The 22300-nt window shown below is 56.7% G+C and carries 21 protein-coding genes; 16 read left to right on the forward strand and 5 right to left on the reverse strand.

Annotation, left to right across the window (positions count from 1 at the left end):
• Window positions 1-169: 169 nt before the first annotated feature.
• A complete protein-coding gene (locus tag GAL01_RS00005) occupies window positions 170-1624 on the reverse strand; it encodes a VapE domain-containing protein (protein WP_062027572.1) in 1455 nt (484 codons plus the stop codon).
• Window positions 1625-1964: 340 nt separating this feature from the next.
• Here GAL01_RS00005 and GAL01_RS00010 point away from each other — a divergent pair, with 340 nt between their 5' ends.
• The 7 genes from GAL01_RS00010 (at window position 1965) to spt (ending at window position 10013) form a co-directional block, all read left to right on the forward strand.
• On the forward strand, window positions 1965-2543 hold the full coding sequence (locus GAL01_RS00010; RefSeq protein ID WP_062027573.1) for a hypothetical protein: 579 nt from the start codon (window positions 1965-1967) through the stop codon (window positions 2541-2543).
• 380 nt (window positions 2544-2923) lie between these two features.
• Window positions 2924-3829 (forward strand): hypothetical protein, encoded by a 906-nt coding sequence (locus GAL01_RS15415; protein WP_145995588.1) that lies wholly within the window; start codon window positions 2924-2926, stop codon window positions 3827-3829.
• Between the two features lie 319 nt (window positions 3830-4148).
• On the forward strand, window positions 4149-5516 hold the full coding sequence (locus GAL01_RS00015; RefSeq protein WP_062027574.1) for a lipopolysaccharide biosynthesis protein: 1368 nt from the start codon (window positions 4149-4151) through the stop codon (window positions 5514-5516).
• The gene (locus GAL01_RS00020) at window positions 5513-6643 is read left to right on the forward strand and encodes a hypothetical protein (protein WP_062027576.1); all 1131 of its coding nucleotides are present in this window, start codon (window positions 5513-5515) and stop codon (window positions 6641-6643) included. The genes GAL01_RS00015 and GAL01_RS00020 overlap by 4 nt, the downstream gene beginning before the upstream one ends.
• Window positions 6643-8454, forward strand: coding sequence for a fatty acyl-AMP ligase (locus tag GAL01_RS00025; protein ID WP_174694410.1), 1812 nt, complete (start codon window positions 6643-6645; stop codon window positions 8452-8454). The genes GAL01_RS00020 and GAL01_RS00025 overlap by 1 nt, the downstream gene beginning before the upstream one ends.
• Before the next feature lie 114 nt (window positions 8455-8568).
• Window positions 8569-8823 carry an acyl carrier protein gene (locus GAL01_RS00030; protein WP_062027581.1) on the forward strand — a complete coding sequence of 85 codons (255 nt, stop codon included), beginning with the start codon at window positions 8569-8571 and terminating at the stop codon, window positions 8821-8823.
• Window positions 8820-10013, forward strand: a complete 1194-nt coding sequence (gene spt / locus GAL01_RS00035; protein WP_082790612.1) for a serine palmitoyltransferase — start codon at window positions 8820-8822, stop codon at window positions 10011-10013. Before GAL01_RS00030 ends, spt begins: the two co-directional genes overlap by 4 nt.
• A gap of 36 nt (window positions 10014-10049) precedes the next feature.
• Here the strand turns inward: spt and GAL01_RS00040 are convergent, their stop codons facing one another.
• Together GAL01_RS00040 and GAL01_RS00045 are read right to left on the reverse strand one after the other, a co-directional pair.
• The gene (locus tag GAL01_RS00040; RefSeq protein WP_062027583.1) at window positions 10050-10988 is read right to left on the reverse strand and encodes a hypothetical protein; all 939 of its coding nucleotides are present in this window, start codon (window positions 10986-10988) and stop codon (window positions 10050-10052) included.
• Window positions 10981-11946 (reverse strand): diacylglycerol/lipid kinase family protein, encoded by a 966-nt coding sequence (locus GAL01_RS00045; RefSeq protein WP_231865217.1) that lies wholly within the window; start codon window positions 11944-11946, stop codon window positions 10981-10983. Before GAL01_RS00045 ends, GAL01_RS00040 begins: the two co-directional genes overlap by 8 nt.
• A 120-nt stretch (window positions 11947-12066) precedes the next feature.
• Between GAL01_RS00045 and GAL01_RS00050 the strand changes: the two genes are divergently transcribed.
• The 6 genes from GAL01_RS00050 to GAL01_RS00075 are packed head-to-tail and all read left to right on the forward strand — an operon-like array spanning window position 12067 to window position 17908.
• Window positions 12067-13020, forward strand: coding sequence for a metallophosphoesterase family protein (locus GAL01_RS00050; protein WP_062027585.1), 954 nt, complete (start codon window positions 12067-12069; stop codon window positions 13018-13020).
• The gene (locus tag GAL01_RS00055) at window positions 13017-14171 is read left to right on the forward strand and encodes an LptF/LptG family permease (RefSeq protein WP_062027588.1); all 1155 of its coding nucleotides are present in this window, start codon (window positions 13017-13019) and stop codon (window positions 14169-14171) included. Before GAL01_RS00050 ends, GAL01_RS00055 begins: the two co-directional genes overlap by 4 nt.
• The gene (locus GAL01_RS00060) at window positions 14168-15277 is read left to right on the forward strand and encodes an LptF/LptG family permease (RefSeq protein ID WP_082790613.1); all 1110 of its coding nucleotides are present in this window, start codon (window positions 14168-14170) and stop codon (window positions 15275-15277) included. The genes GAL01_RS00055 and GAL01_RS00060 overlap by 4 nt, the downstream gene beginning before the upstream one ends.
• Entirely contained in the window at window positions 15274-16089 is an 816-nt protein-coding gene (locus tag GAL01_RS00065) for a sterol desaturase family protein (protein ID WP_062027590.1), read from the forward strand. The genes GAL01_RS00060 and GAL01_RS00065 overlap by 4 nt, the downstream gene beginning before the upstream one ends.
• Window positions 16086-16841 (forward strand): nucleotidyltransferase family protein, encoded by a 756-nt coding sequence (locus GAL01_RS00070; protein WP_099253016.1) that lies wholly within the window; start codon window positions 16086-16088, stop codon window positions 16839-16841. Before GAL01_RS00065 ends, GAL01_RS00070 begins: the two co-directional genes overlap by 4 nt.
• On the forward strand, window positions 16838-17908 hold the full coding sequence (locus GAL01_RS00075; RefSeq protein ID WP_062030206.1) for a glycosyltransferase: 1071 nt from the start codon (window positions 16838-16840) through the stop codon (window positions 17906-17908). Before GAL01_RS00070 ends, GAL01_RS00075 begins: the two co-directional genes overlap by 4 nt.
• Window positions 17909-17928: 20 nt before the next feature.
• On the opposite strand, the gene GAL01_RS00080 is transcribed toward GAL01_RS00075, so the two are convergent.
• Complete coding sequence (locus tag GAL01_RS00080; protein WP_062030208.1) at window positions 17929-18819, reverse strand: glucosamine inositolphosphorylceramide transferase family protein; 891 nt, start codon at window positions 18817-18819, stop codon at window positions 17929-17931.
• Window positions 18820-18902: 83 nt separating this feature from the next.
• Between GAL01_RS00080 and GAL01_RS00085 the strand changes: the two genes are divergently transcribed.
• From GAL01_RS00085 to GAL01_RS00095, 3 genes are all read left to right on the forward strand, one after another.
• Window positions 18903-19442 (forward strand): MmcB family DNA repair protein, encoded by a 540-nt coding sequence (locus tag GAL01_RS00085; RefSeq protein WP_062030210.1) that lies wholly within the window; start codon window positions 18903-18905, stop codon window positions 19440-19442.
• Window positions 19443-19451: 9 nt separating this feature from the next.
• Window positions 19452-20240: an inositol monophosphatase family protein gene (locus GAL01_RS00090; RefSeq protein WP_062030212.1), complete on the forward strand. Its 789-nt coding sequence runs from the start codon at window positions 19452-19454 to the stop codon at window positions 20238-20240.
• A gap of 88 nt (window positions 20241-20328) precedes the next feature.
• Complete coding sequence (locus GAL01_RS00095; RefSeq protein ID WP_062030214.1) at window positions 20329-21207, forward strand: lipid-binding SYLF domain-containing protein; 879 nt, start codon at window positions 20329-20331, stop codon at window positions 21205-21207.
• A 36-nt stretch (window positions 21208-21243) separates the two neighbouring features.
• Here the strand turns inward: GAL01_RS00095 and mltG are convergent, their stop codons facing one another.
• The gene (gene mltG / locus GAL01_RS00100) at window positions 21244-22293 is read right to left on the reverse strand and encodes an endolytic transglycosylase MltG (RefSeq protein ID WP_062030216.1); all 1050 of its coding nucleotides are present in this window, start codon (window positions 22291-22293) and stop codon (window positions 21244-21246) included.
• Window positions 22294-22300 lie beyond the last annotated feature (7 nt).

The following is a 22300-nucleotide window of genomic DNA, read 5'->3' on the forward strand; positions in this document are numbered from 1 at the left end:
CGTCAGCAAACTGGCTACAGTGCTACAGAAACAGCCGTTTATTATGCTGACGCATTATCTTTGCGCTGATGATGTATCTGCTGAACATAAAGAAAAATGGATCATATGATCCCTTTCTTTGTTTGTTGGTTATTGCTTTGGGATAGATTGTTCGTCTATCCTTTCTTGGTCACTGATTCCAGTAATATGTTTTATTTCTAAGTCTGTCCGTGTGTTTTGTTATTAAATCATTATGTTCGTCTGCATAGTTGGATAATTCACGAAAGAACTTTGTTGATGATATTGGCTTGGATGACTGATGAAATGTCTTAATGAATTCAGCATATAATAGATACATCGCCTTCCCGTCTTTTGGTGATATGGATTTTGGCTTATCATCCATATCCATAAACCAGTGTTGTAACGGTGATATGTATTTGTTTTCGTTTATGTTATCCATCGTCAAACCTAACAAGTTAGGGTGGCGCTTGAATACACATTCTTCTTTAGGATTAACGTTACACCACAACTTGAACCAGTCGATTTCATTAAATTTTGGGTTCATCCAAGGTGATTCATATCCCCCTACGTCACCATAATTGATAATTGGAAAACGTCTTGCGCCTGTGTCATCTTTAATCAAATCCGCAAGTGATTCATTCGTACAACCAATGAAGGTAACATTGTTTGGAACGTTCAATGACGCATTCGTTCCCATTGGTCTATATTGAATGTCTTTTCTTGATATCGCATTTTTAATAATGTTGTTTTCAGTTTTGTTTGAACCAATCATTTCATCACAGAACAACACATAGTTGTTTGTTGATAATGCAACATTTCTATCATCACCAACTTGCGTAAAGTTTGCTTCGGTGAAAAGGCCAGTAATTGGTTTCAACAGGTAGTCATTTACGAAGCGTGATTTACCGCAGTTTTGTTTTCCTGTGAAAATTGGCATCATGTGATTATCAACATTGAAGCCCGTCATCTTACGTTTGGCCTGCCATATGAAATGGTATAAAACAGCAGCCACATAATCAGGGTTGTCGTTCGATATAATACGCGCCGCGTCCAGAAACGCCGTGTAATCTTTAAATCCGCCCTTCGACATCATCAATGGCTGGATAACTTCTAAACGCTTTTCTTGGGTCGTATCGTTCATATGTGAAATTATATTTCTTTGGATATAATCATATGGACGCCATTCTTTAGGATAATCGTTTTCAATGATTTCATTCTGAATGTTGGTTGCGATATCCGATACGAACATAATTTTCGCATTATTACTTGCGCGAAGAATTAATTCCATTTCCACATCATCGTTGTCTGATATGTCATGTGGCTTATTTTTTAAGCCACCCTGAATGTCGATATCAATCCCGTTTAATGAAAAATATGTTTTTATAAATTCAGGAAGCGTTTTCGCTTCTATCGCCTTTGTTTTGTTTTTGATCAACTGCTTCTTTGCGTTTTTAATATCAATGGCAGATATTTCTTTATACTTCGAAACTGCATCTGTTATTTCTTTTATGTTGTCAGGATATTGGCGATACAACATCAAAACCATATCACTGGCCAACATTTTAACATTTTCAACTTCTTTGTATAACTTATATATTTCATTAAAATCTATTTTTGTATTCATTCTTTAATCCTATTTCTGAAATCAGGTCATAAAAAAAACCCATTGTGAATGGACCCGATCAAAGGATTCACAATGGGTTTTCAAATTTAAAAATAGAAAAAAGATATAGATTATAAGTATAAAACGGATAATCAAATCACCATTGTTGAAACGGTAATTTGATCGGGTCCGTTTCGTACAAATGTATTTATAACATTAACGTAGTTATAAACTATATTGTTAATAAAAACAAGATATTTTTAATTCGTTTTTAATATGCATCGCTAGTTTTTTAACACCACAGTTAATCGGATTTCTTCCCTGATAAATAGTTTTATCAAATTTATTTTGGGAAAAGAAAATGAAGACACAAAATTTCAATCAAGACCACACACTAGGCAAAGATGCCGAATGGGCTGCCATTATACATATGGGCGAATATCATCTTAACGCTTTAGAATACATCACCATCCATGACACCAAGAAACAACAGAAGACAGGTGATGTAACCTTTACCTTCAAGAATGGTGATGTTCGCACATATGATATGAAATTCGGACGCAAGAAGTACAAAAGCTTCTATGCAGAAATCTGGTCCAATTACGGATACAAACCGGGATGGCTTGTCACCGAAAACGTGGATTATATCGTTCAGACGTTTGGTGACAATGATTTCTATATAACCATTGATTTTGACAAATTACGTTCCAGTCTAAACCTTCGATATAATGCATCCCATGCTGATATAAGATATGCAGAAGTAAATTGTAATTACCCCATGTCCAACCAGAATAACGTAAGTTATACAGGTATGACGTTAAACACCGGCCAGACCATCAATATCCCTTGGTCAGCCATGAAGCCGTTCATAACCAGTGTTCAGGAACTGGTTGATGGAAAGCTTGTCCAGAAGTCATTCACCGACTTCCTATTGGCCTAACCGCCATAACGACCAACGCAGAAGGCCGGGGCTTATCACCCTGGCCTTCTTTTCTTCATCTACCCCCCTGCCCTGCCCTTCAGACGCGATGACAGCCCGCAGGATCAGCAGACAGCCCAATTCCCTACATTGGATCACTTCATATGCGCCGTAAGCCGATATCTGGCCCGTACAGGCATATATTATTGGGGAAAGCACAAACCATAGTCAAAAATAATATAAGCATGATGAAGCAATTACGGGCTTTGTATTGACCTAAATAAAACATTTTTATTTCAAGAAACGATCTGATATCTTAACGTCAATGGAAACGAATGTCCGTTTCTTTCAACCGATATGGATTCAAAACATGGATACATAAAATTATGATTGGATAATGTATGACCTATAAATCATTAAACAAACAAATTAACGTCATACCTGCCGTTGTATCAACGGCGGTACATATAACGCCACCACATATAACAAAAATCATCAATGAATCATCATATGCAACTTTTGATTCATTAATTAATGGTATTGTTTACGGTGGATATCATGATGATAATATAAACGATATTGCATTATATTATGCGATGAAAACATATGGCGATTCCATACCAAAACCAACGCAAACACAAATTGATTCTTATAAAAACAAACGTGTGGTTGAATTTGCGACAAATACATTTAAATTCAAAAACACGCCATTCATATGCGATGATGAACAACAATATAAAACCCGTTGCATTCTTATGTTTTGGAATTATAAATTTTCGTCAATGTATCCAAACGATGTGTTTTTGAACATGGTCGATTATCAAACAAACCAATTTGTTCGATCAAAATCGAAAACCGTTTTCGGACAAAATCGAACAATATGTGATGTATTACGGGTGTTTTTTGATAATCATGTTCCCGGAATGGATGGTGATTATCTTACCCATATGAAACATGTTCCACAAATCATGGATACATTTTCCACCAATCCTGACCAATTCTGGCGGATACGGGCTGCAATGTATGGATCGAATAAAATCCGTGACGTGTTGGTTCATGACAAACATTGTGATGTTCGTAAAGCCGTTGCACGATATGGGAATGATTCACATCGTCAAAAATTATCCAGTGATCGTGCAAAATCGGTCCAGTGTGTGGTGTATCAAACAACCACGGATGAACAATTACGCGATTTGATATTCCAAAATCAAAAAATAACCAGATCAAACCAAACGTTTATTCAAACCGTGATCCAATATGGAACCAACGACAAACATATCGCCAAATGCAAATTGTTTGAAAAATGACCAATATGACCGGGATTAATCCCGGTCATATTCATTCATATCATGTTCCTGACCAGCGTTCTTGATACGTCCCACCCTACCGACGACACAACGTGTTTGTGAACGCTTTACGTAACCGTATTTTTCAAACATAAAACAGGCATACTTTTTTTGCTGCCCAAAAACATCAAAAAAAGCATTTATTTTCAATGGCTTGATAGGGATTCCTGTTGACGCAATTTTCCGTCACAAAAAGTGAGTTCAGATTTCCGGGGAAACGCCTATTTCTGTTCCAGACCGGCGTTAACGACAAGACTGTCACGAAAGTTTCCATAAATTGATGTCAGACGACTCATCGTCTTCCCAGGCAGCGAGACCCGGCGGTATCCAGCGTGTCATGAGCAATCTGGGCGTTCTTCTGGGGGGGCGCGCCGTGAACGCTCCGTTGAGCCTTCTTCACATCTGGCTTGCGACCCATCTGCTGGGCAGCTACGGCTTTGGGCTCGTTGCGATGATGTATGCCTTCGCGCGGACGATGGGTGATATCGTTGACTTCCAGTCCTGGCAGACCGTTCTGCATTACGGTCTGAAACCCCTGACGCAGGGGGACCGTAGCAGTTTCCAGAAAATCGTCTCCTTCAGCCTTCTTCTGGACACTTCGGGAGGGCTTCTGGGCTTTGGTGGCGGCGTTCTCATCAGTCTTCTGGCCATGAAATTTCTGGGATGGCCACCCCAGATCCATATCATCGGCGTCGTCTACTGCGTTTCCATTCTCTTTATGGCGTCCGCGACCGCGACCGGTCTGCTGCGGGTGTTCGACCGCTACGATCTGCTGGCCGTTCAGGGAACCGTCGCCACCATCGTCCGGGTCATCGGAACGGCCTCGATGGCTCTGGGCTGGGCTTCGGTGACAGTACTCGCCAGCGTCTGGATTGCCGCCGAAGCCGCCGCCTGGGGCACGATCTTCTTCATGGCAGCCCGGGAAATGTATCGCCGCGACCTGATCCGCGGACTTTTTCAGGAAATGCGCGGCATTATCCCCGAACTCCTGAGCGGACAGTTTTTTCGCACCTATCCCGGGATCTGGCGTTTTGCGCTGAACACGAACCTCAACTCCACGCTTGCCCTTGCCTTCGGACATATCGGCACGCTCGTGGTCGGCGCATTCGTTGGTCCGACCAGCGCGGGTTATTACCGGATTGCAAGCCAGATCGCCGCGGGAATCGCAAAACCCGCCACGCTGATCCAGACGACCGTTTATCCGGAAATGGCCCGGCTATGGCGTGATCGGGCCATGAACCGCCTGTATCGCATGACGGGACAGATCGCCCTGATGGCCGGGGGAATCGGGACGGGCCTGCTCCTGCTGACACTGTTCGCAGGACGCCCGCTGCTTCAGCTTTACATCGGACACACCGGAGCAACGGAAGCCCTTCCCGTCACGCTGTGGCTGCTCGCCGCCGAAGTCGTGACTGTCTGGGGCCTGCCACTGGAACCGCTTCTGTTTACGACAAATCGTTCTGGCGCCGCGATCGGCGCACGCATTCTCGAATGCCTGTTCTTTCTCCCGGCACTCGTCATGATGGTCCGCCAGTACGGGCTGAGTGGGGTGGGGCCGGCGACGTTCTGCGGCGTGACATTACTGATCACGATTCAGCTGGTCCTCGTGATCCGCGCGGCCCGCAGCCCCGATGGGCTTGCAGCATGAAGGTGGCCTTCCCCCTCATCGGCCAGCGCCACCAGACCCTGCACGCCCTGCCCGTTGCTCTGGAGATTTCTGCGCGCCATCCAGACGTGGCGGTCCATGTGTCCTGCCTGACCGTCAGCCATCTCGAACTGGCCAGCTCCCTCGCAACCCTCTATCCTGAGGCGCGCGTCCAGTTCGATCTGCTGCCCATCTCCCAGAAACTCCGCCGTCGCATCGAAAAGCATGGCCTGCGGGTGGTGGACCGGCTGATCGGACTGTTCGCATCCCGGCATTATTTCCGGGGGTTTGACGCCATCATCGTGCCGGAAGCGACGTCCCTGCAACTTCGCCGCATGGGAGTACGACGTCCGAAGATGATCTGGACGGGACATGGGGCCGGAGATCGGGCCATCGGATTTGCCAGCCATCTTGGCAGGTTCGATTTCCTTCTGGTTCCCGGACGCAAGGTGGAACAGCGCATGCTGGAAAAAGGGATCATCCGTCCCGGCGCCTATCACCGTGGCACCTATGCCAAATTTGATCTCGTGAGGCGCATGGATGCAAAGCGGCCGAAGCTTTTTAATAACAACCGGCCCACAGTCCTGTATAATCCGCATTTCGTACGCCGTCTGTCTTCCTGGCCCGGAATGGGACATCAGATTCTGAAGTTCTTTGCCGGACAGGACCGCTATAACCTTGTTTTCGCGCCTCATTTCCGTCTTTTCGACAACCGTCGCGAGGAAGGCGAGGCATTGCAGCGTCAGTATGGGCATCTCCCGCACATGCTGATCGACCCCGGAAGCCACCGGAGCATCGACATGACCTATACGATGGGGGCAGACCTCTATCTGGGGGATGTCAGCAGTCAGGTGGCCGAATTCATGATCCGCCCACGTCCTTGTCTGTTTCTCAATGCCCACCACGTAAAATGGCACGGAGATCCGGATTATCAGTTCTGGACGCTGGGGCCGGTGACAGAAAATGTGTTGGATCTGGGCGACAGGATCAAGAATGCCTTCGAAACGCATCCTCGTTTTCTTGAGGCGCAGCGCCAATATGTATTAGAGACATTCGAAACACTGGGTGATGAACCCACTGCTCCCGCTGCGGCGGACGCAATCGTCGATTTTCTGAAAAGGGCTGCCTGATGTCAGGTGATCCAAACGGAGCTAGTCCAGGTTTGACCGAGGCCAACCAGAACCCAACCGCCAATCCCGTCCCGACGCCCAGCCGATCCGGTCTGGAACGACGTTACGGAGATTTCCCCAGCTTTGCAGCCGCACTCGACTACGCGGCGCAGGGTGAGAGCGGATTTAACATCTATTCCGGCCGGGGACAGCTTCTCGAAGCTCTGCCTTACCGTGTGCTTCGCGACCAGGCGCGCTCCATGGCCTGTCGTCTGCTGGGTCTTGGCCTCACGCCCGGCGACCGTGTTGCGATCGTTGCGGAAAGCGACGGCGATTTCGCCCGGATTTTCTTTGGCTGCCAGTATGCCGGCCTCGTTCCGGCGCCACTTCCCCTCCCTGTCGCCTTTGGCGGCAAGGACGGCTATGTGGCGACCCTGCGTGGCATGATCCAGAGCGCTGCGGCCCGTGCCGTCGTGGTGCCCGATGTGATCGGAAGCTGGACCGGCGACATCGTGGAGGGGCTGGATCTGGTGTTCGGCGGCTCTCCTGCCGATCTTAACCGACATGCCGAGGCCCGTGTAGAGCTGCCGGAAATCTCCCCGACGGCCCTGTCCTATCTCCAGTTCTCCTCGGGGAGCACGCGCTTTCCGATGGGTGTTTCGGTCACGCAGGCGGCCGGAATGGCCAACGCCCGCGCCATTGCCCGGGACGGCCTTCACGTTCATCCGGCCGAAGACCCGCGTGATGACCGCTGCGTCTCGTGGCTGCCGCTCTATCACGACATGGGTCTTGTCGGCTTCTTCCTGACGCCCCTGACCTGCCAGCTTTCCGTGGACCTGCTGCCGACCCGTGAGTTCGCCCGCCGTCCACATGTCTGGCTGGACCTGATCTCGCGCAATCGCGGGACGATCGCCTACAGCCCGTCTTTTGGCTACGAACTCTGCTCCCGCCGTAGCGGTCAGGCCGATCTGGACCTGTCGTGCTGGCGCATCGCCGGCATCGGCGGCGACATGATCCGCCATCATATCCTTGAGGGCTTTGCAGAGCGTTTTGCGTCCAACGGGTTCCGGGCCAGCGCTTTTGTTGCAAGTTACGGCATGGCGGAAGCGACCCTCGCCATCAGCTTCGCACCGCTCGACACCGGCATCCAGACCGATACCATTGATCTGCGCCGTCTCGAGAAGGATGGCATTGCCGAGCCTTCCAACGACCCGTCCCACCCGCTGCGGACGTTTGTACTGTGTGGTGCAGCTCTGCCCGATCACCAGATCGAGGTCCGGAATGCAGCAGGCCATGATCTGGCGGACCGCCAGGTCGGAACCGTCTATGTCCGTGGACCAAGCCTGATGTGCGGTTATTTCCGCCGCCCTGACGAGACCGGAGAAGTTCTCGATGCAGATGGCTGGCTGAATACCGGCGACCTTGGCTATCACCTCAATGGTCAGATCGTCGTGACAGGACGCGCCAAGGACCTGATCATCATCAATGGCCGCAATATCTGGCCGCAGGATCTGGAATGGTCCGCCGAAAGCGAAATTCCGACCCTGCGTTCGCGTGACGTGGCCGTGTTCTCCGTGGATGGCGAGGAAGGCGAAAAAATCGTAGCCCTCGTCCAGTGTCGCGCGAGCGAGGATGCGAGCCGCAACCAGCTTCGTGACGAGGTTACGAGTCTGTTCCGTCGTCAGCACGGGGTGGATGTCGACGTCATCCTCGTTCCGCCCCGTACGCTGCCCCAGACATCCTCCGGCAAGCTGACCCGTGCCAGGGCCAAGACCATGCTGCTCTCCGGGCAGTTTGACCAGCAGCCCGAAACCACGTCTTCGGCCGCCTGAATCCTGTCCGTTCCCGATTGCCAGACTGCCTGAAAAGACAGAGGGCTGGCGAACGGGACGGGTTTGGAGCATAAGGCTTGCCCAAGATTGCACAGACATCGAGAGTTGAAGTCCATGACTGACAGCGTCACCGACATTTCCGCAATGATCATTGAGAAACTGCTTGCCAACCCGAAAGTTCCCCGGGACATCGATGGCAACAGCAAGATTGTCGAAGATCTTGCCTTTGACAGCCTGGCCGTCATGAATTTCGTTATGGAAATCGAAGACGAAATCGACGTCTCCGTCCCTCTCGACAAACTGGCTGATATCCGTACCATCAATGATCTGGCCGGCTGCCTGCATGCGCTGAAGGTCGCCCAGGCGTGATCGATATTTTCGCCAAACATGCGGGACTGCGCGAAGCTTATGGCGCCCTGACGGCGACGTCACCGCGCAATCCGTTCGAAGTCGTGATCGAGCGGCCGGTTTCCGCCAGCGTCGGCATCATCGAAGGCCGCGAAACGCTCCTGTTCGGGACCAACAACTATCTTGGTCTCAGCCAGTCGAAAAAAGCCATCAAAGCCGCCGTGGAAACGGCGGAGACGATGGGCGTCGGCACGACGGGCTCGCGCATCGCAAACGGCACTTTTGGACTGCATCGCAAGCTGGAAGCCCGCCTGGCCGAATTCTTCCGTCGCAAGCACTGCATGGTGTTCTCCACCGGATATCAGGCCAATCTCGGCACGATTTCGGCGCTTGTGAACAAGGATGACATCCTGCTGCTCGATGCGGACAGCCATGCCAGCATCTATGACGGCGCAAAACTGTCGGGCGCACAGGTCATCCGCTTCCGCCACAACGATCCGGTCGATCTGGAGAAGCGCCTGGCGCGCCTGAAGGATCATCCGGGCGCAAAGCTGATCGTCGCCGAGGGCATCTATTCCATGACGGGCAATGTTGCCCCGCTGGATAAATTCGTCGACATCAAGACGCGCCACGGCGCCTATCTGATGGCTGACGAAGCCCATTCGTTCGGCGTCATGGGCGCGAATGGCCGTGGCGTTGCGGAAGTTCAAGGCTGCGAGGACGGAATCGACTTCGTGGTCGGCACCTTCTCCAAGTCGCTTGGCACCGTCGGCGGCTACTGCGTCACAAACCACGATGGCGTGGACCTGATGCGTCTGTGCTCACGGCCTTACATGTTCACGGCGTCTCTTCCCCCCGAGATCATTGCCGCCACCATGGCAGCACTCGAGGACATGCAGGAGCGTCCGGAACTGCGGACGAAGCTGCAGGACAATGCGGCGCGTCTGCATGCCGGGCTTCAGAAAGCCGGCCTCAAGACCGGCGAACATGTTTCCCCAGTCGTCGCGGTGACGCTTGAGACCGTGGATCAGGCCGTGGCCTTCTGGAACGCGCTTCTGGAAAACGGCGTCTATGTGAACCTCTCGCTGCCGCCGGCAACGCCTGACAACCGGCCCCTGCTGCGCTGTTCGGTCATGGCCGCCCATTCGCCTGAGGAAATCGACCGCGCGGTTGTTGTCTTCGGCGAAGTCGCCAGACATTTTGGGCTGTAATTCATAAAAAAGGGGGATCCGATGGATCCCCCTTTTTTATGCTTTCGGGCGGCCCAACAGCTTTCGGGCACGCCACAGAAGCCGTGGCAGCATCACGAGCGGATGCCGTCTCTCAAAGGGCGACAACTTCATGTCAAAGCCCGTATGGCGCTGTATTTTCCAAGCAAGATAGGACGCGCCGTTTTCAAAGGTGAAAGCTGCTTTCAGCAGCCTGGCGACGTTCCGCGGACGACCGGATGTCTGTACCAGCGCCCAGCGACGGGCGGCTTTTCGACGCAGGGCCGCGCTCAGAACAGGCTCTAGGATATCGCCATAAACGGAGAACTGAAGCCCTCCCTTTGCCCATCCCAGCGGCAACAGGGCCGCATAACGCACCTCCTGTCCTTCCAGAATGCTGTTGCCGCGCCCTTTCTTTTCAACCCGAAGTTCGGACGCATAGGTATGGGCGAACAGGGTTTTCCAGAACTCCAGCGCCGTCATGGAAGGCGCCCCCAGAAGAGCAGCCCAGCATGACGCCGTCGTCACACATCCCGCAATGAGAGTGAGAAGACTGTCCGCACTCTCCGGTCCGCGCACCCAGACCAGCCGGACCGGCTGGCAGAAACGGGCCCAGATCGTCGTGTCCAAGGCTCCAAGAGTGGTGCGGGCAGCGAACTGCTCACGGGAGAGCACTGCGATCTTTGCACGCAGAACGCGGTCCTGATACCGGAATTCCGAATACCGCACATTGGGCGGCAGCACGAGGTTTCCGGTCCGGGCGATCAGTCCGCCTGAAAATCCTTCTGCATTTTCGGTGACAATATAGAAGTCAAGAATGCCATCCGGATCGGCATTGCGCAGAAGCGAGCCGTAAAACAGCACGCCAAGAGGCAGTTCGGGGCAGGCACGGGCTAAAGCATCAGCGAAGGCGCTGACACCCGGATCGACAGGAGTGGTCAGTTCAGCGATCAGGCGCTGTTCGAGCGCATCAGGCATGAAGGAACCGGAAGCTGGGCGCACGCTCCAGTCTCAATACGCCATCCGGCGCGGCACTGAAAACCTCTCCGTCGAGTACGAAATCGCTTTCCGTTACCAGTGTCATATCGTCCGTACGACCACTGACATAATCGGGGTGACGACGCAGCCAGCGTGGCGCACGACCGCACAAAAGCGCCCATGTGGCCCGCAAAAGACTGTCAGGCTGTGCGCCGACATCCAGATACCGAAGCCCCTCCACATTGGGTTCGGCATCCCAGAACGGCCAGATCCCGCGTGACAGGCACGACAGCCCCGTCACCAGAAACATGAAGCTCTGCCCGTCATAGACATGTCCGCCTGTTTCGATCCGCAGCGGATCTCCCCGGAGCCAGGCTTCGCGGCTTTTGCGGAACATGAGACTGACGAACGTGGTCAGAAGGGTGATCCCTACGGCCAGATCATGCGGTGCAAAACGCAGCACCGTTGGCGAATGGGCGATGCGGACGGCCCGCGCAAATCCGGCACATCCCCCGAAAAGCCCGAGGACGGGCATGCGGTCGGTTCCGGGCCAGGACAGGCGAACCGGCGTGCGGATGCTGGAGCGCAGGGCGCCTGCCTTCAGGCGGCGGATTGCGTCCATGCCACGCAGACCAAACCCCACGTCGCTGGCAATCAGGTTCGTGTTACCAGACGCCAGAACCACGATATCTGGCAGGCGGTCTGCGGGATAAGCGCGCGCAATAGCGGTCAGGGCTGTGCTGACCGTCCCGTCTCCGCCATCAATAATGATGGTGTCGATCCCCCGCTCGCAAAGCTGGCGGACATGGTCAGTGGTCCCTTCCCGGCTGTCGGAGGGAACGAAATCCTTCCCCAGAAGGGCCTGGGCCTCGACAGCAAAACTGGAACCGTTCCGGCGGTTTCTCCGGCTACGGGCATTATGGATCAAGGCTATGCGCACTGGGGAGGCAATCTTCATATGGCGTTCGGCTATGCGGGCGGGTCTAGCACGGCTATGATGGAACTGCCAGAACGGCACATTCCGGCAGTCCCGGGCGCCGGTTCATGGCGTGGATACTGACAAGGCCTCTTTCTGATCATGACCCCTGACCTGCCCGCAGATCCCCTCGCATCGCGGCCCACGTCCCCTGTCACAACGCCTCATGTCACATTGGCCCATATTTCAGACCCGCATTTGCCCCCGCCGCCCGTTCACTGGCGCGCTGCGCTCAACAAGCGCGCCCTGAGCCTCCTGTCCTGGAAGAAACACCGCCAGTACGTCCATCTTGCGCAGACCTGCGCGGCCCTAGTGAAGGATATCGGACACACCGGCGTGGATACGATCCTCGTGAGCGGGGATCTGACCAATTTCGGGACGCCTGACGAATTTGCCGAGGCCGCCCGCTGGCTGGAAGCGCTGCCCGCTCCGGCCCTTGTGATCCCCGGCAATCATGACTGCATGGTCCGGCAACCAGCTTCCGTGGGGCTGAGCCAGTGGGAACACTGGTCCGCGCGGCAATACCCGTATGTGCGCATCCAGAACGGCATTGCGATTGTCGGTGTCAATTCCGGCATACCCACAGCGCCCTTCATGGCGTATGGCCGCGTCGGCCGCAGGCAGCGGGAGCGCCTCGAAGCCCTGCTGGAGCACCTTGGACAGGAGGGACTGTGCCGGGTCGTGATGATCCACCATCCGCCGAAGCGCGGCCTCGTCCCCTGGCGCAAATCCCTGCTGGACCATCGTGAGGTTGCCGCCCTCCTGCGGCGGACCGGAGCGGAGATCGTCCTGCATGGTCATTCCCATGATGCGACGCTGACCCATATCGCCGGAACGGACATTCCCCTGCTGGGCGTGGCCTCGGCCTCCCTTACGGATGAACGCCCTCACCGGCAGGCCTGCTGGAATCATCTGACAATCCACCCATATGAAGGGGGCTGGCACATTGATCTGGCCCGTCACCGGCTGGATGGTTCGGTCAGCGAACGGGCCTCTTGGAAACGGTCCAGGCAAGAACGCTCCGGGCGGAAACAGGCAGGAAGGACAGACGCGTGAAACAGCGGGCCCATATTCTGGACCGCTATCTGTTGACACAGATGGCGCCGCCGTTTGCGATCGCGCTTCTGGCGATGCTGGTCGCCCTGCTTCTCGAGCGCCTGCTGTCGCTTTTCGATTATCTCGCCTCCGCAGGCAGTTCACTTGCGACCTGCATTGCGCTTCTGACCGATCTGCTGCCTCATTATTTTGGCATCGCCCTGCCTGCGGCGCTGTGCATCGCAGTGTTCCTCACCGTTCGCGGCATGAGTGACAACAACGAAATCGACGCCCTGCAGGCCGGTCGCGTCTCGCTCATGCGGATCAGCCGTCCCTTCATGATCGTCGGCCTGCTTCTTGGGGCGGCAAGCGTGTTCCTGTACGGCTATATCCAGCCCGTTGCCCGGTATGACTATCGCGCGGGCTTCTATTTCGCGGAACATACCGGCTGGGCGCCCCATCTTCAGGCCGGAATGTTCGCCTCCACCTCCAGCAAAGCCGTCATGACCGCAGACAGCGTCAGCCATGCCGGCACCCGACTCAGACGGGTCTTTATCCGCGAAGTCAGTGCCAGTGGCGTCGCCCACATCATCACGGCACAGACCGGCGCGCTGACCATTTCGGAAAAGACGCGCAGCACGCGCCTCGACCTGTGGAACGGAGAAATCGTGGACGATCCGTTTCAGGCTACCCATCCCCACAAGCCGACGGTCACGCATTTCGAGCATGTTGTCCGCGTCATCGACCGGCCAGACAAGGAAACCGCTTTCCGCTCACGCGGAGCGGACGAACGTGAACTGACGCTGCTCGAACTGGCCCATGATCTGCGCTACGGCCTGCCGGGTATCGAATACCGTACGCTCCGGGCTGAAATGGACTTCCGCATGGCCCGCGCCATCGCCATTCCCTTCATTCCTCCACTGGCGGTCGCGCTGGCCATCAGCGCACGACGGCGCAAATCCGTCTGGGGTCTGATCGCAGTTGCCGTCATCCTGATCGGGTTTGACCAGACCCTGATGTTCGGTCACAGCCTCGCCTCAACGGGCCGTCTGCCGATCTGGCTGGCAATCTGGGTGCCTGAAGCGCTGTTCTGTCTGGGCTGTCTCGCGGCCCTGCTGCGTCGGTCCCGCGGTTCCTGGCGCCGTCGCCTGCTGAAACGGGCTGTAGCATGAGCGGCTCCCAGTCTTCCATGCCGCGCTTCGTGCTCATCAAGGCGCTTAACCGGGCCCTGCTGGGCCGGTTCGTACTGTGCGGTGTCGTGCTCGTCTCCCTGCTGGAAATTCTGGCCCTCATGGAGAAGACGACGCCGATCCTGAACCGGCATCTCGGGATCCGGGGGATCCTGACATTTGCGTTCCTGCATCTGCCGGCGCTGAGCATCGACATCCTGCCTTTGGCCTTCATGGTTGGCGCGCTTTTTCTCCTCACGCAGATGACGCTGTCGAGCGAAATTTCCGCCCTGCGTGCGGCCGGACTTTCGACACCTGCGCTGTATCGCCTGCTTCTGCCCGCCGTCCTGGTTGTCGGTCTCTGCGGAACCTGCGCCCAGTACTGGCTGGTCCCCGCCTGTGAAAATGCCCTCACCACATGGTGGAACAGGACAGACCCTCTGGCCGGGCAGGACGGACAGCCTGAAGACGACATTTTGTGGTTTCGCGCAGGGCCAACGCTGGTGCGGATCGGACAGATCGCCCAGGGCGGATATTTCCTGCGGGATGTGACAATCTATCACCGTGATGCCACAGGACTACTGACCGGAACCGAACATACGAATACCCTGACCTATACACAGGGCCGGTGGCACCCGGATGGGGCCCAGGATCTTTCCCTTTCCGAAGACAAGTCGTTCGTGAATGTCACAAGAGGCGACAGCACCTTCATCATCCCCGCCACCCCGTCCACCATCATGACGCTGTCCCAGAACGGGGCTTTCGTCACCCCGGGTCAGATCAGCGCCATTCTGCACAGGGGCGCTCCTGCAAGTCTGCCACGGGCCACATACCGTATGGCCCTCTTTGGCGGCATGATTTTACCGCTTGAAATTGCAGTAATGCTTCTATTGACGCTGCCGGTGATCTATATCCCTCCTCGGGCAGGACTTCGAAATCCGCTTCCGGTGTATGTTCTTGGCGCCGGAATGGGCTTCGTCATCCTGCAGGGAATGATTTCCGCACTTGGAAACGCAGGCACGCTGCCAGCACCGCTGGCTGTCAGCGTCGGGCCGCTGCTTGGCGCCCTTCTGGGTTTGACCTGGATCCTGCGGATGGAGGAACGATGAGCACTTTCACTGCACCGTGGCGCAACATGTCCGCCATCCGGACTGGCCGCAGCTTTGATCTGGGGAAGATGAACCTCTCCCAGCTCTGGTTCGCCTATCTGACCTATCCGACGATCCTGCTCTATTTCGCCCTGATCACGGGCGCTGCCTGGGCGGCCATACATTTCTCGACCAGTCTGTGGATGACGCTCATCCCCGTCCCCGTCGTGATCGTGGTCTACCCGCTGGCCTGGTATGCGATCCACCGTTTCATCCTTCACGGACGCTGGCTCTATCGCAACCACTGGACCGCCTCCCTGTGGAAGCGCATCCATTTCGACCATCATCAGGACCCGCATCTTCTGGACGTTCTGTTCGGCTCCCCGCTGAACACAGTGCCGACGATGGCCATCATCACGATGCCGATCGGTGGTCTGATCGCAGGGTGGAGCGGTGCGTTTTGCGCCCTTTCGACCGCGCTGATCATGACCTGCATCTATGAATTCTTCCACTGCATCCAGCATCTGGCCTACAAGCCACGCTGGAAATGGGTAGCGGACATCAAGCAGCTGCACGTCCTGCATCATTTCCATGACGAAGACGGCAATTACGGTATCACGAACTATGTGCCTGACCGTCTGTTCAGCAGCTTCTACCGTGAAGCGCGCGACCGGCCCCGCAGCAAGCATGTGTTCAATCTCGGCTACGACATTGAAGAAGCACACCGCTATCCGTGGGTCATGGACCTGACCGGCTCGCCGCCGAAAGATCGCCCGGACGGGGCCCGCCCGGCCGCATCCCGCACGACACCAGACCGTAACCGCGCGGCATGAGCTTTCCGGTTCTGGTCCTCGCCGGCTCCCGGGACGGCGAGAATGATGTTCTCGCAAAACTCGGGCGGGTTTCTCACAAGGCGCTTCTTCCCGTCGCAGGTCAGCCCATGCTGGCCCGCGTGCTCAACACCATCGTCCGCACGCCCGGCCTCGGCCCTGTTACGATCAGCATCGAAAAACCGGACTGCATCAGGGACCTCGCAGGCAATGCCACGATCCTGCGCTCCGCCTCTTCTCCAAGCGAAAGCGTTGCCGAAGCCATAGAACGGATTGGCACGCCCTGCCTGGTGACGACGGCCGATCATGCGCTCCTGCGGCCGGAATGGATCCAGGAATTTCTCGCCAAGGCACAGGGCTGCGATCTGGCGGCTGGTGTCGCACTCCGCGCGACGGTTGAGCGTGACGTTCCCGGTACGAAACGCACCTACATCCACCTGTCGGACATGAGTTTTTCAGGTTGCAACCTGTTCCTGATCGGCACCCCAAAAGGCCGGAACGTCATCGAATTGTGGAAGCGCCTTCAGCAGAACCGCAAGCGCCCGCTCCGGATGGCTCTGACGCTGGGCCTCGGCACGCTGCTGCGCGCCGTGACGCGCACGCTCAACTCCACAGCCCTGTGCCGTCGCATCCAGACACTTACCGGAGCCAATGTCCGGCTGGTGACATTGTCGGACGGCCGTGCAGCGGTCGATGTGGACAAACCCTCCGACCTGACGCTGGCTGAACAGATTCTGGCCCAGACGACCCCATGAAAATCGCCTACATCATCAATTCGCTCGAATGTGGCGGCGCACAGCTTCCCATTCCGGATATCGTATCCGTGCTGAAAGCACGCGGCGGAGAGGTGACCGTCTTCGCGCTGGCCCGCAAGGACGGCCTCGCCATTCCGTTGCTCGAAGCCGCAGGCATTCCCGTCCGCGTCCGTGAAGGCACGACGCGCGACCATATCGTGGCATATCGCTGGCTGCGCGACGAGATGGAGGCGTTTCAGCCTGACCTGATCTGGACGTCGCTGAGCCGCGCCACGCTTCTGGGACAACTCGTCGCCCTGCGCCGCAAGACCCCGACGGTCCACTGGCAGCATTGCGGACGCCTCAAGAAGGCGAATGCGTTTCTTCTCCGGCTGTGCCGTCCCTACACCACGCTCTGGGTCGCAGACTCCCAGTCTGTCATCACCTTCGCTGCAAAAGAGCTCGGCCTCAACGATAATTTCGTGGCTTGGCCCATTTTCCGCGCTGATCCGGATGCGCCCATCGCAACACCATGGAGAGAGGGCGAAATCGTACGCGTCGGCTCACTGGGAAGACTGAATCCGGTCAAGGCCTATGACATCCTCTGCGAGGCTGTGGCCCTGCTGAAGGATCACCCCGACCTGCCACCGTTTCGTCTTCAGATTGCAGGCGACGGCCCTCTGCACGCCGCGCTACAGGCCCGCATCACGGCTGGCAATCTGCCGATTGATCTTCCGGGCTATACGTCAAAGCCCATGGATTTCCTGAAAACCCTGCACCTCTACGTCCAGTCGTCGCACTGGGAAGGGATGTGTGTCGCAGGGCATGAAGCCATGACCTGCGGACTGCCGGTTGTCGCAACTCCTGCCGGGGAGCTGCCATCAAGCATTCTCGACAGAGAGACGGGACGCATCGTGCCATTCGACAATGCCCCGGCCCTCGCAGCCGCTCTGGCGGACCTGATCGGCAGACCCGCCGATCTGGCAGCAATGGGCGAACGCTCCCGCAAACGGGTTCTGGAACGCTTCGGGCCGGAAGCCTTCACCCGCAATGGGAACGCCGTACTGGATCGCATTCCGGGCTTCTGAACACCCGGAATGCGTGTTCGTCAGGCGCCGAAAATCCGGCGCTTCATGTTCAGAAGGTCCCGTTTCGGGCCAAGTCCGATTTTCTTGACGTCGATCAGCGTCACCTGCCCGGCTGCAGAGAGCGTGTGCATGCCGTCCGGAAAGCGTCGGCGCAGGGTGGCTGGAATGGAAACCGTAAGCCCGGGCGTGACTTTCGGCAGTTCACGCTCCAGCCCCTCAATTTCCAGCAGCCGAATGCCCCGCCCATAGGTGCCCTGACAGTCCTGCGTCGGCAGGATGATCTTTCCATCCATCACGACCGGCGTCCCCGCCGGACGTGCTCCCGCACGGTCGTTCAGGAAAAGTCCGAGGTTTTTCCATGGCCCCGTCAGCGTATCGGCCACGGAAATGTTCAGCAGACTCTGACGTTCGACCTTGCTGCCCGCAGGAGTCCAGAACATCCACCAGCGACCGGCATAATGAAGAGGGGTTGCGTCGATTGCCGCTTCGGGGAAATCGAACGCTTCGACCCGCTCCCATTCCCGCGGGAACGACTTCGCACGGTAGAGCGAGAGACGCCCTGAAGCGCTTGCTTCGGGCAACATAAAAACCTCGCCCTCATGCTCGAACACGAATGGGTAAGACAGGTGCCAGGGCTCTTCCAGAACGCTCTCGCGCGACAGCATCCGCCCCGTACCGTCATAGATCAGAACGTCGATCGTGCCTTTCGGATGCCGATAATCGAAGGCTTCGGCAAAGACATGCAGCTTTCCATCCCGCCACAGGCCGAAAGGGTCCGCCAGAAAACGATGGTCTCCGATGTCAGGCAGTGTCGTGATGGGAAAACCGTTCAGGCTGGCCGCTTCGACAAGCTCCGCCAGAGGCGCATGAACGATGGCGCATCGCCAGTGATCCGTCCGCAGAAACGGCATGAGGCACTCCTTCCGCAAAAATACAGCTTCAAAAAATATCTGCCGGGGCAGACGTAGAGCGCAGATCGGGGCAGGATGGAACCATGAGTGAGGCTCTTTCCGCAATTCCCGCAGACATCACCTGCGGTCTGCCCGAAACGCAACTGGCCATCCGGCGCGCCGTTCTCGGCCTGTGCCGGACGATGAACTGGGCGGCCATCAATGAATTTTCCCTTCCCGCCGCAGGCCGTCGCGCAGACGTGATGGCGCTTCTGCCCGACCACTCCCTGACCTGTATCGAGATCAAGTCCGGCCTGCGCGATTTTCAGACCGATCAGAAATGGCCCGAATACCGCGACTGGTCCGACCGTCTGTTTTTCGCTGTGGATGATGCTTTTCCCGTGGCGCTTATCCCCCCGGACGTGGGTCTGATCGTCGTCAGCGTCAGCGCCGTCCCCCCTGCCCTGCGCGATGGCGTTCTGGCAGAATGCACGATCATCCGCGAACCCGCGCTCCACAGACTCGCTCCTGCCCGGAGGCGGACGCTGCTGCATCTGTTCGCGACAACAGCCGCCAGCCGTCTCATGAGCCTTGAAGACCCCGCCATCACCTCATCCCTCCGCGCCGCACGACGCGCTGAATAGGACTGTTCCATGACCTTTGATCCGATTGCCGTCCGCCTAGAAGCCGCCCGCAGCGTCGTCCGCGACGCAGCCCAGCTGGCCCTCTCCCTGCGCCCGGCCCCCGGTGGCCCGAGCGGAACTCTCAAGGGACGGCAGGACTATCTGACCGAAGCGGACGGCGCCGTCGAAGCCCTCGTCAGCCGCCGCATTCAGGAGCTTTTCCCCGAAGACGGTTTTCAGGGCGAAGAAAACGGCGCCACCCGCCAGGGCCGCTTCCGCTGGGTCGTGGACCCGATCGACGGCACATCGAACTACGCCCGTGGCCGGGACCGCTGGTGTGTCTCCCTCGGCCTTCTGGAAGGCGACGAACCTGTTGCGGGTGTGATTGAAGCCCCGGCGCTGGGTGAAGTCTTCACGGCCAGCAAAGGCAAGGGCGCGTTCCTGAACGGCAAGCCCATCAAGACGTCTCCCATCACCAACACGCAGGAGGCCATGATCGAGATGGGCTGGTCTTCCCGCGTTCCGGCCGAAACTTTCAACGAAAAGATCGCTGCCATCATGGCGCTGGGTGCCATGCCGCGCTCGGGCGGGTCCGGCGCGCTGGCTCTGGCGGATGTGGCGTGCGGTCGCTCTGACGGCTATCTGGAAATTGTCATCCAGCTCTGGGATGTGGCCGCCGCACTGGCCATTCTCGCGGAGTCCGGCGCGGCCGTCTCGCCCTTCCTCCAGACTGGCGGCCTGACGGGCGGGGCGACAATCCTTGCAGCCGCACCCGGCGTGGCACAGGCTCTTTCAGCCGCCGTTGACGTGGAAATCTGACATCTCCCTCCCCCCGCACTCGTGATTTGGCCGTATTTGGCGCATAGTGCGGGAAACATCTTTTCGATGACTGCAGAAGGTATCTTCCATGACCCTGTCCGGTCTCCTGCGTACCACCACGCTCGTCGCTTCGGGCTGCATTGCCCTGTCGGCCTGCTCCGACGCACCCCAGACCACTGCCAGCCAGCAGCAGCTTATCGTTGATCGCGCCACACTGGCTGTTCAGGATCTCTTCGCGGGGACCACCCCCCAGTCGCGCTCGCAGAAACTCCTCGCGGAAGCGAAGGCCGTCATGGTCTGCCCGTCCGTGCTGAACATGTCATTCGGGATCGGCGGCTCCGGCGGTCGCTGCCTGCTGCTCAGCCGCGATGCCCGCGGGTCCTGGTCCGATCCGGCTTTCTATCGCCTGAGCACGGCGTCGCTGGGATTACAGGTCGGCGTCCAGAGCGCTGAAACCATCCTGTTCATCATGTCCCAGCGCGGCATTCAGGCCATTCTGGACAGCCAGTTCAAGTTTGATGCCTCCGCCTCCGCCTCTTTCGCCAGCATTGGCACGGGTCTGGAAAACAGTACGGCCGGCGCGCACAACACCGACATTTACGCCGCTCAGAAAAACGAGGGTCTCTATGCCGGTGCGGCTCTGGGCGGCTCGAAACTGACCGTCGATAGCGGTGCAAACCGCGCCTATTACAACCAGACGGTCGGTCCCGAGGACATCGTCGTGACGATGCGCGTCAACAACCCGTCTGCCGACCCGCTACGCCGCGCCCTGATGTCGGTTGCCCAGACTCCGGCAGCTTCCACGGTCTCGTCCCGTGTGACGCAGGCGGCCACTACAGCCCGTAACACGGCCGCGCAGGACGTTGTGGGCAACAGCCCCTATCCCACGACCTATGATGCCTCCCGCCCCTATTCGGCGCAGGCCGCAGGTGTCCAGAGCCAGAGCCTTGCCCCGCTGAAGCACTGATACGCCGTCCCGTCCTCTTGTATGGAGGGCGGGACTTCAGTCCGGGTTCTGCGGTGTCGCAGTCAGATGTGCGCGATAGGCGCGGATATTTTTATCCTGATCGGCAAGGGTCTCGGCGAAATTATGCCCGCCCGATCCTGTCGCCACGAAATACAGCATTTTGCCATCAGCCGGGTGCGCCGCCGCATCCAGAGAACTCTGCCCGGGTGAGCAGATGGGTCCAGGGGGCAATCCGGCCTGAAGATAGGTATTATACGGCCCCGGCGTTTGCAGGTCCTCATGCGTCAGAGGCGCATCAAGCGTTCCCACACCGTTGCTGAGCCCGTAGATCACGCTGGGGTCCGTCTGCAGCCGCATTCCCAGCTTCAGACGGTTCAGGAACACACGCGCCACCATGGGCCGCTCGGACGGTACTGCCGTCTCACGCTCGATCAGGGATGCCAGAACCAGCAACTCCTGCGGAGACTGGATCAGTCCGTCCAGCGCCTCGACATTGCGCCCGTCCCATGCTGCGGCCAGCCTGGTCGCCATCATTTTCTGCAATTTTTCGGCCAAGGTCTGACGCGACGTGCCCCAGACATAGGAGACAGTTTGCGGAAAAACCGTCCCTTCCGCCAATGCCGGTAGATCACCACTCAGGGCCGGGGCCTTGTCCAGAATAGCTGTAATTTTAAGCGCCGTCAGTCCCTCAGGCACTGTTACCTGGTGGGAAACAGGCTTGCCGTGACGCAGGATCTCAAGAACATGCGCGACCGAGACGCGAGAGGGAAACTGGAGTTCCGCCGCATGAATCTGGCCGTTGCGATGTGTCAGGAAAGCGGCAATCCGGAAAAAAGTACCGGAGGCCCAGGTCGGGGAAAGAATCCCATTATCCTGAAGGGCTTTTGTCACACGGGCATTGTTGCCGTGCGGGATAACGAAAGTCTTTTGGTCCTGTAGCGGACCGGGATCGGTGTAATGACCATATCCCGCGACCAGTCCGGCCACGAGGAGCAGCGGCGCTCCGAAGAGCGCCAGCTTGCGGCCAGCCTTTGGAGGAAGAACGAGCTTCCGCGGTTCCTCGCCGTCAGACTGACCTTCAGACATGGAAAAC

It is taken from the genome of Gluconobacter albidus (assembly GCF_002723915.1).
GTDB classification, from domain to species: Bacteria; Pseudomonadota; Alphaproteobacteria; order Acetobacterales; family Acetobacteraceae; genus Gluconobacter; species Gluconobacter albidus.